We start from the raw sequence: 14712 nt of genomic DNA, 5'->3' as shown, positions 1-14712 counted from the left end.
TTTCGGGATCACCGACCGCGCAAGTGCGTCATCTATTGTGCCGCAAGCGGGCAGATCGGCCTACCCCGGCGGGAGGTAGGCACGGCCGATTCAGGGCATTAGGCTGTACGCATGTCACATCCTGAAGACGAAGATCCGGCCGCACTGTTCCGCGCTGCCATCGGCGAGGTCACGCCGCTGCGCAAACCGGTGGCTGCGCCACCGGCGACACCCCGACCGAAGCCGCGTGCGCGCATGGCCGAACAGGACGAGGACGCCGCGCGCGGGGAATTCGCCCGGCTGCTTCGCGACAGCAGCCCGCTGGAGGCCGGCGACACCGCCAGCTACCGGCGCGGGAATCTGCCGGCACGGATGTTCCAGCGACTCAAGCGCGGCCAGTATTCGGTGCAGGACGAGCTGGACCTGCACGGTGCCACGGTGGCCCAGGCGGAGACGCTGCTGCGCCAGTTCCTGCTGGAAGCGCATGCGCACGAGCACGGCTGCGTGCGCATCATCCACGGCAAGGGGTTGCAGTCCGACGGCGGTGCGCCGGTGCTGAAGAACCTGGTGGACCGGCTGCTGCGCCAGCGCAATGACGTGCTGGCGTTTCATTCGGCGCCCGCCGGGCAAGGCGGGACCGGGGCGGTGTTGGTGCTGTTGGCGCGACGGTGATCGCCCGCACCACGTAGCCACGCATGGCGATTCGCGGACGCGCCGGGGATGGCGTTGACACGCATGGCGTGTCACTACGATCCTGGGTCGGGCGACCTGGTGGTCGAACGACCTTTTTTGGTCGAGGGGTTGCGTAGGGACACGCCATGCGTGTCTGCGCGGTCATTCCGTAACCGGGGCGCCTCCGATGTCATTGACCGGACCCAGCTCATGCAGCACCGCGGTGGCATAACACCCCGGCGGCAGCGCGAAGGTCAGCTCGAGCACATCGGCTTCCAGCCAGCGATGCTGCAGGTTGGCCGGGCGCAACCGCAACGCGCGGCGCTCCTGCTTCAGGCGCGCGCCTTCCAGACCGGTGCGCAGCTGCAGCGACTGCTCGTCGCTGATCGCGCCCAGCTCCAGCGCGGCGGCGGCCCCGCTGCTGCGCAGCTCACCCTCGCCCCACAGCGGACCGCTTGGATGGATGTCGAAGCGGCCCAGGCGATCCGCCAGCAGATCGGTCCACGGTTCGGGACCGAACACGCTGCGGCTGCCATCGAGCATCCACACTTCACCCTCCAGCGGGCTGTCCCAGTTGCCCTGCGCCACGCGCTCGGCCAGCACCTGGTTGAACAGCGCCGAGCGCGCGGCCGAAAGCAGCAGCGAGCGCTGGTCGGGGCGCACGCGGCGGCCGCCAAACATGGCCAGTGCGGCCGGCACGTTGCCGCCATCGCGGCCGAAGCGCTGCTCGCCGAACCAGTTCGGCAGGCCACGGGCGGCGATCAGCGACAGCCGCTCGTCGATCGCCTTCGCCTCGCCCTGCACGCTGCGCAGCACCAGCCGGAACCGGTTGCCGGCCAGCGCGCCGCGCTGCAGCTTGCGGTTGTGCCAGGTGGACTCGACCACCTCCACTTCATCCGAGGCCAGCAGCGCGATGTCAGGCGCGATGCGCTTGGGCAGGTGCACGCTGAACCGCTGCGTGGTGACCGCATGCCGGTCCTTCATGCCGGCATAGCTGACCGCCATGTCCGGCAGCCCCGCCCACTTCGCCAGCAGCTTGGCCACATGCACGGTGTTGGCACCACGCTTGCGGATCGTCAGCAGCAGGTGCTCGCCTTCCCCGGTGGGCTCGAACGCCGGCAGTTCGTCCACCTGGAAATCTTCCGGGACGGTGCGGATGTCGGCGCGCAGCAGCGGCTCGCCGAAGGCCAGCGGCAAGGGGATCACAGCGCCACCAACAGTACGACGGCCTGTGCAGCGATTCCCTCGCCGCGCCCGGTGAAACCGAGCTTCTCGGAGGTGGTGGCCTTGACGCTCACCGCATCCAGCGCGATGCCAAGCAGTCCGGCAATGCGCTCGCGCATGGCCAAGGCATGCGGGCCGACCTTGGGCCGCTCGCAGATCACGGTGATGTCGGTGTTGCCGACCTGCCAGCCGCGTTCGCGCAGCAGGCTGTTGCAGTGGTCAAGGAAGCGGCTGCTGTCGGCATCCTTCCAGCGCATGTCCGACGGCGGGAAGTGCTGGCCGATGTCGCCGAGCGACAGCGCGCCCAGCATGGCATCGCACAGGGCGTGCAGGATCACATCGCCATCGCTGTGCGCCAGCACGCCACAGCTGTGCGCGACGCGCACGCCGCCGAGCATGATGTGGTCGCCCTCGCCGAAGGCGTGGACGTCATAACCCTGCCCGATGCGGACCGGAGGAAACGGGGTGTTCATGGCAAAAAACCTGCGGTGATGGCCGGCGCGGACGGGCTCAGGAGCCGCGGCGCGACAGCTCGAATTCGAATCGGGACAGATCGGCCGGGGTGGTGACCTTGAAGTTGTCCTCGTTGCCCTCGACCAGCAACGGGCGCAGGCCCTGGCGCTCCATCGCCATGGCGTCGTCGGTGACGTCCACGCCGGCGGCGGCCGCGTCCTGCAGCGCGCGGGCCAGCTGGTGGCGGCGGAACAGCTGCGGGGTCAGCGCGCGCCACAGGCGCGCACGCGGCTCGGTGCCATCAATGCCGCCGTCGTCGCCGGCCCGCTTGAGGGTATCGCGCACCGGCGCGGCCAGGATCGCGCCGACCGGATCGGCACGCCCCACTTCCAGCAGGCGACCGAGGTCGGCTGCGGCCAGGTTCGGCCGCGCGGCATCGTGGACCAGCACGAAATCGTCGGCCCGCACGCTGTCAGGCAGCGCCTGCAGGCCGGCCAGCACCGAGGCGGCGCGGGTCGCCCCGCCGGTGCAGGTCAGGATCGGTTTGTCGGCCAACGACTGCCAGCCCGGCCAGTCGACATCGTTCTCGGCGATGACCACCATCACCCCGGCCACGACCGGGTGTGACAGCAGGGCTTCCAGGGTGTGCGCCAACAGCACCCGGTCGCCTGCGACCAGGTACTGCTTGGGCGTGTCGCTGCCGAAGCGGGTACCTCGGCCGGCGGCCGGAACCACGGCCCAGACACTGCCCATCAGGGCACGTCCGGGTGTGGCGCGTTCGGGTCGGCGGCCAGCGCCGGCGCACGCGGCGCCGCCACCGGTGCGTTCTCGACCACGCGGTAGAACTTCTCACCGGGCTTGATCATGCCCAGCTCGCTGCGCGCGCGCTCTTCGATGGCGGCCTCGCCTTCCTTGAGGTCCTTGACCTCGGCCGCCAGCGCATCATTGCGCTGTTGCAGGCCGGCGTTGTCGCGCTTCTGGGATTCGACCTGGGCTTCGAGCGACATCACTTCTCCCGAATTGCCCGGGCCGAACCAGAAGCGGTACTGCAGCCATGCCAGCAGTACCGCGAGCACCAGCAGCAGCCAGCGCCAGTTGCGCATGCGGATCAGCGCTTCAGCGACACGAACGCGTCACGCCCGGCGTAACGCGCGCCGGCACCAAGGGCTTCCTCGATGCGCAGCAGCTGGTTGTACTTGGCCACGCGGTCGCTGCGGCACAGCGAGCCGGTCTTGATCTGGGTGGCGGTGGTGGCCACGGCGATGTCGGCGATGGTGGTGTCTTCGGTTTCGCCCGAACGGTGCGAGACCACCGCAGCGTAGTTGGCGTGGTGCGCCATGGCGATCGCTTCCAGGGTCTCGGTCAGGGTGCCGATCTGGTTGACCTTGATCAGGATCGCGTTGGCGGTGCCGGACTCGATGCCTTCCTTGAAGATCTTCGGGTTGGTCACGAACAGGTCGTCGCCGACCAGCTGCACCTTCTTGCCGATGCGGTCGGTAAGCAGCTTCCAGCCGGCCCAGTCGTTCTCGGCCAGGCCGTCTTCGATGGTGATGATCGGGTACTGTGCGGCCCAGTCGGCCAGGAAATCGACGAACTGCTCGGAGGTCAGGCGCTTGTTCTCGCCCACCAGGTTGTACTTGCCGTTCTCGTAGAACTCGCTGGAGGCCACGTCCAGGCCCAGCAGCACGTCTTCGCCGGCGGTGTAGCCGGCCTTGCCGATCGCCTCGAGGATGGTGTCGAGCGCTTCGACGTTGCTGCGGAAGTCCGGCGCGAAGCCGCCTTCGTCGCCCACCGCCGTGCTCAGGCCGTGGCCCTTGAGCACCGACTTGAGCGAATGGAAGATTTCGGTACCGGCGCGCAGCGCTTCGGAGAACGAGGTGAAGCCGACCGGCAGCACCATGAATTCCTGGAAGTCGACGTTGTTGTCGGCATGCGCGCCGCCGTTGATGATGTTCATCATCGGCACCGGCAGGCTCACATCGGTGCTGCCCTTGGACAGGTACTGCCACAGCGCCTGCTTGTTGGCGGCAGCGGCGGCATGGGCATTGGCCATGGACACGGCCAGCAGTGCGTTCGCGCCCAGGCGGCCCTTGTTCTCGGTGCCATCCAGGTCGATCAGGCGCCGGTCGAGGTCTTCCTGGTCGGCCGCGTCGAACCCCTTCAGCGCGGAGGCGATGGTGGTGTTGACGTTGTTGACGGCGTTGCGCACGCCCTTGCCCAGGTAACGGGTCTTGTCGCCATCGCGCAGTTCGACCGCTTCCTTGGTGCCGGTGGAGGCACCCGACGGCACGGCGGCACGGCCGAACGAGCCGTCCTCCAGGGTGACTTCGGCTTCCAGCGTGGGGTTGCCACGGCTGTCGAGGATTTCACGGGCGTGGATGCTGCGGATCGTGGTCATAGCGGGCCGGTTACCAGTCAGAAAGGGGGAATGCCAAAAATCAATGCGTTGAAACGTGCCGCGTGATTATCCCCACCTGCCCCCCGCTTGCCAAATCCGCGCGCGGAAAGCGTTCGGGGCTACAGCAGGGAGGGCAGCAGCAGCACCAGCAACAGCAGGCCCAGCAGGCCAAGCGCGGCGCCGCCACCGGCCGGCTGGCAGCGCAGGCGCAACGCCAGCACGCCGGCCAGCACGGTGCCCAGCGCGCAGGTTGCGCCCAGCGCCAGGGTCAGGTTGATGGGCGTGGCGACGGCCTGGATGGCATGGCTGCCGTCACCGGGCGAACCCACTGCGGAAAACACCAGCACCATGAGCACGAACGCGCAGCCCCAGCTGGCTGTCGACAGGACCAACGCTGCCCAGCCCCAGGGCCACGCCCGCCAGTGGCGGCGCTGGCGACGGGCCAGCTGCGCCGCCCACGGGTCCTGGCTCAGGCGCTTGCTTCCTGCAGCAGCGCGCCGCCGGCCTTGCGCTCACGCGCGGCACGGATGAAGCCGATGAACAGCGGGTGGCCATCGCGCGGGGTGGACAGGAATTCCGGGTGCGCCTGGCAGGCCAGGAACCACGGATGCTTGTCGCGCGAGAGCTCCACCACTTCCACCAGGGTGTCGTCCATCGATTTGCCGGCAATCACCAGGCCGGCATCTTCCAGCTGGGTGCGGTAGCGGTTGTTGAACTCGTAGCGGTGACGATGGCGCTCGGACACCACGTCCTTGCCGTACAGCTCGCGGGCCAGCGTGCCCGGCTTCAGGCGCTGCTCCTGCAGGCCCAGGCGCATGGTGCCGCCGAGATCGCTCTTGTCATCGCGCTTTTCCACATCGCCGGTGGCGGTGCGCCATTCGGTGATGAGGCCGATCACCGGGTTGGGCGACTGGCGGTCGTTCTCGGTGCTGTTGGCACCCTCCAGGCCGACCACGTTGCGGGCGAAATCGACCACGGCGGCCTGCATGCCGTAGCAGATGCCGAAATACGGCAGCTGCTGTTCACGGGCGAACTGCGAGGTGAGCACCTTGCCCTCGAAGCCACGGTCGCCGAAGCCACCCGGCACCAGGATGCCATCGACATCCTTCAGCGCGGCCATGTCGGTGCCTTCCAGGTCCTGCGCTTCCAGCCACTTCAGGTTGACCCTGGTGCGCTGGCGCAGGCCGCCGTGCTTGAGCGCTTCGCCGACCGACTTGTAGGCGTCCTGGTGGTCGACGTACTTGCCGACCACGGCGATGGTGACTTCATCCACCGGGTGCAGGGTGGCATCCAGCGCGGCTTCCCATTCGTGCAGGTCGGCGGGACCGGCCTTGTCGCCGAGCTTGAGCTGGTTGATGACGATCTCGTCCAGGCCCTGTGCGTGCAGGCCCATCGGAATGCGGTACAGCACGTCGACGTCGGGCACGCTGATCACGGCGCGCTCGGAGACGTTGGTGAACTGGGCGATCTTGCGGCGCTCGGAGTCGGGCACCGGCTGCTCGGAACGGCACAGCAGCACGTCGGGCTGGATGCCGATCGAGCGCAGTTCCTTGACCGAGTGCTGGGTCGGCTTGGTCTTCAGCTCACCGGCGGCGGCGATGTACGGCACCAGGGTGAGGTGCATGAACAGGGCCTTCTCCGGGCCGCGCTCGGTGCGCACCTGGCGGATGGCTTCCAGGAACGGCAGCGATTCGATGTCGCCCACGGTGCCGCCGATTTCCACCAGCGCCACGTCGAAGCCTTCGGTGGCTTCGTCCATGCAGCGGCGGATCTCGTCTGTGATGTGCGGGATGACCTGCACGGTGGCGCCCAGGTAGTCACCACGGCGCTCCTTGCGGATCACGTTCTCGTAGATGCGGCCGGTGGTGACCGAGTTCTTGCGGCTCAATCGGGTGCGCACGAAGCGCTCGTAGTGGCCCAGGTCCAGGTCGGTCTCGGCGCCGTCGTCGGTGACATACACCTCGCCGTGCTGGAACGGGCTCATGGTGCCCGGGTCGACGTTGATGTACGGGTCAAGCTTCATCATCGTGACCTTCAGGCCACGGGCTTCGAGGATGGAGGCGAGCGAGGCGGCGGCAATGCCTTTGCCGAGCGAGGAAACCACGCCGCCGGTTACGAAGATCAAGGGAGTCATGGCTGGGGGTGTCCTGTCAGGAAGGGGGAAACGGCGCCGGCGCGCGGGGCGGCGGACGACGTGAAGGGGGAATCGGGGAGAATCCGGGCGGCGGCGGCGGGATGTTCACGCGCCGGGGCCGGGATCAGGGGAGCGATGACGTGGCGGCCGGTCGGCGAGGTCGGGTCGGCCGTGCCGGTCGCCGTTGGGACCGTCACCTCCTGCCTACCCTGCTGGCGGCCGCGCACGACCAGACCAGTCCATTCGCTGATGGATGACACGCACTGCTCCCGGAAAGCCATAGTTTACAGATTGAGGGCGCCCAGCCCAAGGGGCACGAACGAAGACGCCCCGGCAAGCCGGGGCGTCGGGGAAGCCGAAACGCTGGTTCAGCGCTTCTTCTTGGCCTCTTCTTCCTCTTCCTGCTGGGGCGCCTGCTGGCCCTTGGCCTTCATTTCGGCGTTGGCGGCCGCGCGGCGCTTGGCCTTGGCGTCGGCTTCGGACTGCGCCTTGGCCTCGGCCTGCTCGCCCTGCTGCGCGGTGGACTGGCCCTGTCCGGCGTTCTGCGCCATTGCCAGCGGCACGGCCACGACGGCGGCGGCAATGGCAACGATGGTCAGCAACTTCTTCATGGGGGTCTCCTCGCGTATGGCTGGGGATGGGGTGCCGGGGTTCCGGTTTTCCCATCCCCTACAGTCTATCGCGCGCTCTTCGGCCGGCCCCTGAACGTGCGGCGTGCAAAAAAACCGGCCAGACCGCAAACTTCGCCGTCGCTATGCGCTTTATGAAGACAGATGAACACCCGCTATAACGCCGCCGATATTGAAGTCCTGTCCGGCCTGGACCCGGTCAAGCGCCGCCCGGGCATGTATACCGACACCGCGCGCCCGAACCACCTGGCGCAGGAAGTGATCGACAACGCCGTGGACGAAGCGCTGGCCGGGCACGCCCGGACGGTCGAGGTCACCCTGTACAAGGACGGCAGCTGCGAGGTCACCGATGACGGCCGCGGCATGCCGGTGGACATCCACCCGGAGGAGAAGGTGCCCGGCGTGGAGCTGATCCTGACCCGGCTGCATGCGGGCGGTAAGTTCAACAACAAGAACTACACCTTCTCCGGCGGCCTGCACGGCGTGGGCGTGAGCGTGGTCAATGCGCTGTCGACGCTGGTGGAAGTGCATATCCGGCGCGATGGCAGCGAGCACCGCATCACCTTCCGCAATGGCGACCGCGCCACGCCGCTGGAAGTGGTCGGCAGCGTGGGCAAGAAGAACACCGGTACGCGGGTGCGCTTCTGGGCCGACCCGAAGTACTTCGACACGCCCAAGTACAACCTGCGGGCGCTGCGCCACCTGTTGCGCGCCAAGGCGGTACTGTGCCCGGGCCTGACAGTGAAGCTGCGCGACGAGGCCACCGACGAGCAGGACACCTGGTACTACGAAGATGGCCTGAGCGATTACCTGAAGGCTGAGCTGGGCGAGCGCGAAATGCTGCCGGCCGAGCTGTTCGTGGGCCAGCTGAAGAAAGATACCGAGGTGGTGGACTGGGCGGTGGCGTGGCTGCCGGAAGGCGAGCTGGTCCAGGAAAGCTATGTCAACCTGATTCCAACCGCGCAGCACGGCACCCACGCCAACGGGCTGCGCACGGGCCTGACCGAGGCGCTGCGCGAGTTCTGCGATTTCCGCAACCTGCTGCCGCGCGGGGTGAAGCTGGCCCCGGAAGACGTGTGGGACCGGGTCTCGTTCGTGCTGTCGCTGAAGATGACCGACCCGCAGTTCAGCGGGCAGACCAAGGAGCGGCTGTCGTCGCGCCAGGCCGCCGGCTTCGTCGAAGGGGCGGCACATGACGCCTTCAGCCTGCTGCTGAACCAGAATGTGGCGCTGGGCGAGCAGATCGCGCAGCTGGCGATCGAGCGTGCCAGTGCGCGCCTGAAGACCGAAAAGCTGGTGGTGCGCAAGAAGGTCACCCAGGGCCCTGCCCTGCCGGGCAAGCTGGCGGACTGCATCAGCCAGGACCTGTCGCGCACGGAGCTGTTCCTGGTGGAAGGTGATTCGGCCGGCGGCAGTGCCAAGCAGGCGCGTGACAAGGACTTCCAGGCGATCATGCCGCTGCGCGGCAAGATCCTGAACACCTGGGAAGTGTCGTCGGGCAGCGTGCTGGCGTCGGAAGAAGTGCACAACCTGGCCATTGCGATCGGCTGCGATCCGGGCAAGCAGGACATCAGCGGGCTGCGTTACGGCAAGGTGGTGATCCTGGCCGACGCGGACTCGGACGGCCTGCATATTGCGACGTTGCTGACGGCGCTGTTCCTGAAGCACTTCCCGTCGCTGGTGGATGCGGGCCACGTGTTCGTGGCGATGCCGCCGCTGTTCCGCGTGGACGTGGGCAAGCAGGTGTTCTACGCGCTGGACGAGGAAGAAAAGCGTTCGCTGCTGGACAAGATCGAGCGCGAGAAGATCAAGGGCCAGGTCAACGTGACCCGCTTCAAGGGCCTTGGCGAGATGAACCCGCACCAGTTGCGCGAGTCGACCATCCACCCCGACACCCGCCGCCTGGTGCAGCTGACGGTGGACGATGGCGAGCAGACCAGCGCGCTGATGGACATGCTGCTGGCCAAGAAGCGCGCGGGCGACCGCAAGCAGTGGCTGGAGAACAAGGGCGACCTGGCTTCGCTTGAGGTCTGATTGCTGATGAAAAATCCCGCTTCGGCGGGATTTTTTTTTGGGTGCCCGCCTGCGTGGCCTGCAAACGTCGGCGTTGCAGACACTCCTGTAGTGCCGGGCCCTGCCCGGCAGCTTCATGCTTCTGGGCGAACAGCCGATGGCCGTCGCTTGGCCTGAGCTGGGCCGGCGGGTGCGGGTTTGCGGGACACGCCGTAAACCCATCCATGGGGGCTTGGCAAAAACATCCATGTTTTTGACAGTCCCGCAAACCCGCCCCCGCCGACCCTCGACGGTTTCTTGGTGGCCATGGGAGATCAACGGCGGTGCCGATCATTTTCATGCGTTAGCGGCCGCGGTGGCGTTCCGTGCCGTCGTTTGGGAACCGACGCTACCGACGTACCTGCCGCGTAGGGACACGCCATGCGTGTCTGCCGTGCCCATCCGCACGCGACCATCTGTCGGGGGCTGCCCGTCGGCCGCCCCAGCCGGAAAAATGAAAACGCTGCTTTTCGCGACCAACCAGCAGACACAAAAAACCCGGCCGAAGCCGGGTTTTTCGCGTTTCCAAACCAACCCCGATCAGGTCCAGCCGAACAGCTCGAACAGCTTCAGGATCAGGTAGGCGCAGCCGCCGGCGGCCGGGATGGTGAGGATCCAGGCCCAGACGATGCGTTCGATCACGCCAAAGCGCAGCGAACGCGGGTTCTTGGCGTAACCCACGCCCATGATGGCGGTGGAGATGCTGTGGGTGGTCGAAACCGGCATGCCGAAGTGCGCGGCCAGGGTCAGGATCGTGGCCGAGCTGGTCTCGGCTGCGAAGCCGTGGATCGGGTGCAGCTTGACCATCTTGTGGCCCAGCGTCTTGATGATCTTCCAGCCACCCGAGGCGGTACCGGCGGCCATCACCACCGCGCAGGTCAGCACGATCCACATCGCGATGCCGTCACCGGCGTGCGCGTCCGGGTGCATGAAGGCCAGCCAGGACGGCAGGTCGTTCAGTGCGCCGGTCGCCTCGGCGCCGATCAGGGTCATGGCGATGATGCCCATGGTCTTCTGCGCGTCGTTGTGGCCGTGGGCGAAGCCCATGTAGGCCGCCGAGACGATCTGCGCCTTGCCGAAGAACGCGTTGACGATGCGCGGGCGGGCCAGGCGGCCCAGCCAGCCACCGGCCTTGGCCATGCCCGCGATGATCGCCCACAGCAGCAGCATCACCACGATGCCGAGCAGGAAGCCGGCGATCGGCGAGGTGATCATCGGCAGGAACACCTTCCACAGCAGGCCCTTGTTCTGCGCCCAGGTGCCGATGCGTTCGGACCAGATCAGCGCGTCCCAGTTGTTGTGGGCGGCGGCGAGGCCGGCGCCGCACAGGCCACCGATCAGCGCGTGCGAGGACGACGACGGCAGGCCCTTCCACCAGGTGATCAGGTTCCAGATGATGCCGCCCAGCAGCGCGCACAGGATCACCTGCGGGGTGACGTCAACCACGCCGGTGTTGAGCAGGCCCGAGGCGATGGTCAGCGCCACGGCGGTGCCGGTCAGGGCGCCGATGAGGTTCATGAAGGCGGCGAGCATCACCGCCCAGCCGGGCGAGAGCACCTTGGTCGCCACCACGGTGGCGATGGAGTTGGCGGTGTCGTGGAAGCCGTTGATGAACTCGAAGACGAGCGCGGCCAGGATCACCACCAGAACGAGGGTCAGCATGCTGTGGCGTCCGTCAGCTGTTCTTCAGCACGATCTGGTAGGCCACCACACCGGCCTCGCGGCAACGGTCGATGGCCTTTTCCAGGATCTCGAAGAATTCCTTGAGCAGGAACATCTGCAGGTTGTCCAGGCGACCGGAATAGATGTCGCGGTACAGCTCGAGCATCAGGCGGTCGGCTTCGTTCTCCAGTGCACGCAGCTTCTCGTTGAGCGCGGTCATCCGGTCCAGGTTCATGTTGCGCAGGTCGTGGACCATCTCCACCACCACGCTGGCGGCCTGTTCGAGCATCGCCGCGCGCGGCGCGAAATCGATGTGTTCCAGATGCTTGGTGGCCAGCGAGTAGCGGTCGGCGAACTTCTCGACCTGCTTGGGAATCTTGTACAGCGCCGAGCCCAGCGCTTCGATGTCTTCGCGCTCGATCGGGGTCATGAAGCTGTCCACCAGCGCCTGGCTGATCTTGTCCGAGGCGGCGCGTTCGCGCAGGCGGGCCAGCTTGAACGCGTCGAGCGCAGGCTGCCGGTCGGCGTCGCGCAGCATCGAATGCAGCGCCTTGGCGCTGTCGTAGGCCGCCTGGGCAGCCTCGTCCAGCAGGGTATAGAACTGTTTGCCGGAGCCGAAAATGGTCTGCAGAGAGAACATTGAGAAACCTATTCGCCGTCGAGGAAGGACGGCACCGGGCGGAATTATGACGGTTTGATGTCCAATCCGGGTACTCCCGTCGTCTTCACACTGCCACCGGGCCACCTGAACGACCCTGTTTGCACCCCTCCCCCCGGCTTTTGTTAAGATGCGCGGGCACCTTCGGGTGCACTCTATGGACGACGACCCTTATCCCCCGCCGCGCCCGCCAGGCCTGACCTGGCCCGGTAGCCGCCCGCGCTTGAACACGCCCTCCCTGCCACCAACCGGGGAAGACGCCCGTGTTTGAACTCATCATCGTACTGGCCCTGATTCTGCTCAACGGCTTCTTCGCCATGTCCGAAATGTCGGTCATGACCTCGCGCAAGAGCCGGCTCAAGCAGATGGCCGCCACCAGCAAGCGGGCACAGCGCGCGCTGGAACTGTCGGAAAAGCCGGAAAGCTTCCTGTCCACCGTCCAGATCGGCATCACCCTGATCGGCATCCTGACGGGTGTTTACGGCGGCGATGCCATCGGCAGCGCCATCGCCCTGAACCTGCAGAGCCTGTTCCCGGCGCTGTCGGCCAATTTCCCGCTGTTCAATGAACCACAGCCCTGGTCGGCGGTGATCGGCAAGACCCTCGCCGTGGCCCTGATCACGTTCCTGACGCTGATCTTCGGCGAACTGGTACCCAAACGTCTCGCCATCACCCGTTCGGAGGACATCGCCGGACTGGTCGCGCTACCCATGAGCGGCCTGGCCCGGATTGCCTTCCCGTTCGTGTGGCTGCTTTCTCACACCACACGGCTGGTTCTGCGCCTGCTGGGACTGGGCAAGGACGAAGCGGCCAGCGTGACCGAAGAGGAGATCCGCATGCTGGTGGCTGAGAGCCACGAGGCCGGCGTCATCGACGCGCATGAGCGCGACATGATGAACCGGGTGATGCGCCTGGGCGACCGCACTGCCGACAGCCTGATGACCCCGCGCAACCGGATCGCCTGGCTCGATACCCAGGCCGACGCGGAGAAGAACCTGGCCACCATGCGCGAGCACGAGTTCTCGCGCTACCCGGTGTTCCGCGGCAACGACCAGGACATCGTCGGCGTGCTCGAGGTCAAGAGCCTGGTCACCCGCCTGGTGCGCGATGAGCACTCGCTGTTCCAGCAACTGCGCGAGCCGTTGTATGTCTCCGAATCCACCCATGCGATGAAGCTGCTGGAGATCTTCCGCGAGGAGCAGCAGTCGGTGGCGCTGGTGGTGGATGAGTACGGCGAGATCCAGGGGCTGGTGACCATCAGCGACCTGATGGGCGCGGTGGTCGGCCGCATGCAGTCGGTGGAGAACGTCGACGAGGACGCGCTGGTGGTGACCCGCGAGGACGGCTCGCTGCTGGTGGACGGGTCATTGTCGATCGAAGACCTGCGCGAACTGATGGGCAACGCTGAACTGCCCGATGCCGATGACGGCGACTACTACACGCTGGCCGGCATGTGCATCCACTACTTCGGCCGCATTCCGCATGCCGGGGAGTACTTCGACTGGGCCGGCTGGCGCATCGAGATCGTCGACCTGGACGGCGCGCGCGTGGACAAGCTGCTGCTGCGCACGCTGGCCGAAGAGGAGACTGATGAACTCACCGGCTGATCCGCCCCCGGCGCCGGACCAGGGCCGGCCGGAATACCAGAACGAAGGCATCCGTACGCTGCTGGCGATGTTCGACCACGGCGATCCCGATGAACGCCTGCGCCTGGGGCAGATCCTGCAGGGCCTGCAGCAGAGCGCGTTCGGCGTGTTCCTGTTCATTGCGATCCTGCCGTCGTTCATTCCGGTTCCCGGGCTGGGCGGCGCCGTGAGCGGTCCGCTGGTAGTCCTGATCGGCGTGCAGATGCTGTGCGGCATGCGGCGCCCGTGGCTGCCGGGGTTCATCGCCAACCGCGGGCCGCGACGCGGCACGATGCATAAATTCCTGGGGAAGATCGACGGCGCGCTGCGCCGTCTGGATCGCATGCTCAAGCCGCGTCGTCCGGCCCTTCTCGTGCCCTTGCCGGCGCATGCGTTCACCGGCCTGCTGCTGGTGCTGACCGGCGTGCTGCTGTCGCTGCCGATCCCGTTCACCAACTACCTGTTCGGGTTCCAGCTGCTGCTGTTCTCGCTGGCGCTGCTGGAACGCGACGGCACCCTGATGCTGGTCAACTGGATCGGCGCGATTGCCGCGGTGCTGTTCTTCAGCTTCAGCTCCGGCCAGTTGGTGCACTACCTGACCGAGCTGTTCCAGCGCTGGTTCTAACGCAGGTCCACGACGCCGTTGTCGGACAAGGTGCTGGGGTCATCGCTGACGGCGGAGAGCACGAAGCTCAGCGCCTTGCCCAGCAGCGTGCCGGGGCCGTCCCAGTACTCGGCCGATTCGGCACGCACGTGGATCAGGCGCAGGTTCGGATCATCCTTGCCGCCGGGGAAGAACAGCTTCATCGGCGGCGACCACAGTTCCTCCACCTTGGCGCGGTCGTCGACGATGCGCGCGATGCCCGCCACCGACACGTAGGTGTTCTTCGACTGTGAGGCATAGGCCACGTTGACGCGCGGGTTGAGCGCGATCTCGGCCACCTTGGGGCTGTCGGCGGCGGTGGCGAACCACAGGTCGCCGTCGAATTCGACTTCCTGGGTGCCCAGCGGGCGGCTGTACAGGCGCCCGTCCACGCCGGTGGTGGTGAACATGGCGATGTCCACGTCGCGGATCAGTTCGGCCAGCTGTTCGATGTGCTGCTGGCGATCTTGGTCGGCCATGCGGTGACTCCTGGAATAAGGAGCTCCATCACACCGGAAGGGTGGGAATGGCGACGTGAACCGGATGGTCACGTCGCCTTCGCGTGGCATGACGTCGAGAGCCG

The 14712-nt window shown here is 66.8% G+C and carries 15 protein-coding genes; 4 read left to right on the top strand and 11 right to left on the bottom strand.

Annotated elements, in window-relative coordinates; translation table 11 throughout:
* The first annotated feature begins 111 nt into the window (after positions 1 to 111).
* A complete protein-coding gene (locus AC06E7_RS14665) occupies positions 112 to 651 on the top strand; it encodes a Smr/MutS family protein (RefSeq protein ID WP_478065157.1) in 540 nt (179 codons plus the stop codon).
* Positions 652 to 813: 162 nt separating this feature from the next.
* On the opposite strand, the gene truD is transcribed toward AC06E7_RS14665, so the two are convergent.
* The 8 genes from truD to AC06E7_RS14625 all read right to left on the bottom strand — a co-directional run bounded on the left by truD (position 814) and on the right by AC06E7_RS14625 (position 7471).
* A complete protein-coding gene (gene truD / locus AC06E7_RS14660) occupies positions 814 to 1857 on the bottom strand; it encodes a tRNA pseudouridine(13) synthase TruD (protein ID WP_478065156.1) in 1044 nt (347 codons plus the stop codon).
* Complete coding sequence (gene ispF / locus AC06E7_RS14655) at positions 1854 to 2348, bottom strand: 2-C-methyl-D-erythritol 2,4-cyclodiphosphate synthase (RefSeq protein ID WP_095364046.1); 495 nt, start codon at positions 2346 to 2348, stop codon at positions 1854 to 1856. Before ispF ends, truD begins: the two co-directional genes overlap by 4 nt.
* A gap of 37 nt (positions 2349 to 2385) precedes the next feature.
* Positions 2386 to 3081 carry a 2-C-methyl-D-erythritol 4-phosphate cytidylyltransferase gene (gene ispD, locus AC06E7_RS14650; protein WP_419403729.1) on the bottom strand — a complete coding sequence of 232 codons (696 nt, stop codon included), beginning with the start codon at positions 3079 to 3081 and terminating at the stop codon, positions 2386 to 2388.
* Positions 3081 to 3431, bottom strand: coding sequence for a cell division protein FtsB (gene ftsB, locus AC06E7_RS14645; RefSeq protein ID WP_068850838.1), 351 nt, complete (start codon positions 3429 to 3431; stop codon positions 3081 to 3083). Before ftsB ends, ispD begins: the two co-directional genes overlap by 1 nt.
* 5 nt (positions 3432 to 3436) lie before the next feature.
* On the bottom strand, positions 3437 to 4726 hold the full coding sequence (eno, locus tag AC06E7_RS14640) for a phosphopyruvate hydratase (RefSeq protein WP_478065155.1): 1290 nt from the start codon (positions 4724 to 4726) through the stop codon (positions 3437 to 3439).
* Positions 4727 to 4845: 119 nt separating this feature from the next.
* Entirely contained in the window at positions 4846 to 5118 is a 273-nt protein-coding gene (locus AC06E7_RS14635; protein WP_426805433.1) for a hypothetical protein, read from the bottom strand.
* A 77-nt stretch (positions 5119 to 5195) separates the two neighbouring features.
* Positions 5196 to 6860 carry a CTP synthase gene (locus AC06E7_RS14630; RefSeq protein WP_426805432.1) on the bottom strand — a complete coding sequence of 555 codons (1665 nt, stop codon included), beginning with the start codon at positions 6858 to 6860 and terminating at the stop codon, positions 5196 to 5198.
* A gap of 368 nt (positions 6861 to 7228) precedes the next feature.
* Positions 7229 to 7471: a hypothetical protein gene (locus AC06E7_RS14625; protein ID WP_068850822.1), complete on the bottom strand. Its 243-nt coding sequence runs from the start codon at positions 7469 to 7471 to the stop codon at positions 7229 to 7231.
* A 162-nt stretch (positions 7472 to 7633) separates the two neighbouring features.
* Between AC06E7_RS14625 and parE the strand changes: the two genes are divergently transcribed.
* Positions 7634 to 9523 carry a DNA topoisomerase IV subunit B gene (gene parE / locus AC06E7_RS14620; protein WP_068850819.1) on the top strand — a complete coding sequence of 630 codons (1890 nt, stop codon included), beginning with the start codon at positions 7634 to 7636 and terminating at the stop codon, positions 9521 to 9523.
* A gap of 558 nt (positions 9524 to 10081) precedes the next feature.
* On the opposite strand, the gene AC06E7_RS14615 is transcribed toward parE, so the two are convergent.
* Positions 10082 to 11203, bottom strand: a complete 1122-nt coding sequence (locus tag AC06E7_RS14615) for an inorganic phosphate transporter (protein ID WP_068850816.1) — start codon at positions 11201 to 11203, stop codon at positions 10082 to 10084.
* A 13-nt stretch (positions 11204 to 11216) separates the two neighbouring features.
* Positions 11217 to 11843 carry a DUF47 domain-containing protein gene (locus AC06E7_RS14610; protein ID WP_068850813.1) on the bottom strand — a complete coding sequence of 209 codons (627 nt, stop codon included), beginning with the start codon at positions 11841 to 11843 and terminating at the stop codon, positions 11217 to 11219.
* Positions 11844 to 12124: 281 nt separating this feature from the next.
* On the opposite strand from AC06E7_RS14610, the gene AC06E7_RS14605 reads away from it, so the two are divergent.
* Together AC06E7_RS14605 and AC06E7_RS14600 are read left to right on the top strand one after the other, a co-directional pair.
* Positions 12125 to 13468, top strand: coding sequence for a hemolysin family protein (locus AC06E7_RS14605; protein WP_093534092.1), 1344 nt, complete (start codon positions 12125 to 12127; stop codon positions 13466 to 13468).
* Complete coding sequence (locus tag AC06E7_RS14600; RefSeq protein ID WP_093534090.1) at positions 13452 to 14111, top strand: exopolysaccharide biosynthesis protein; 660 nt, start codon at positions 13452 to 13454, stop codon at positions 14109 to 14111. The genes AC06E7_RS14605 and AC06E7_RS14600 overlap by 17 nt, the downstream gene beginning before the upstream one ends.
* Here AC06E7_RS14600 and AC06E7_RS14595 read toward each other — a convergent pair.
* A complete protein-coding gene (locus tag AC06E7_RS14595; RefSeq protein WP_068850805.1) occupies positions 14108 to 14608 on the bottom strand; it encodes a pyridoxamine 5'-phosphate oxidase family protein in 501 nt (166 codons plus the stop codon). The two genes, AC06E7_RS14600 and AC06E7_RS14595, sit on opposite strands and share 4 nt — an antisense overlap.
* Positions 14609 to 14712 lie beyond the last annotated feature (104 nt).

It is taken from the genome of Stenotrophomonas sp. Steno-Z4 (assembly GCF_056393145.1).
Note: the sequence above shows the minus strand (reverse complement) of the source record. Positions and strands in the feature narration are given on the sequence as shown.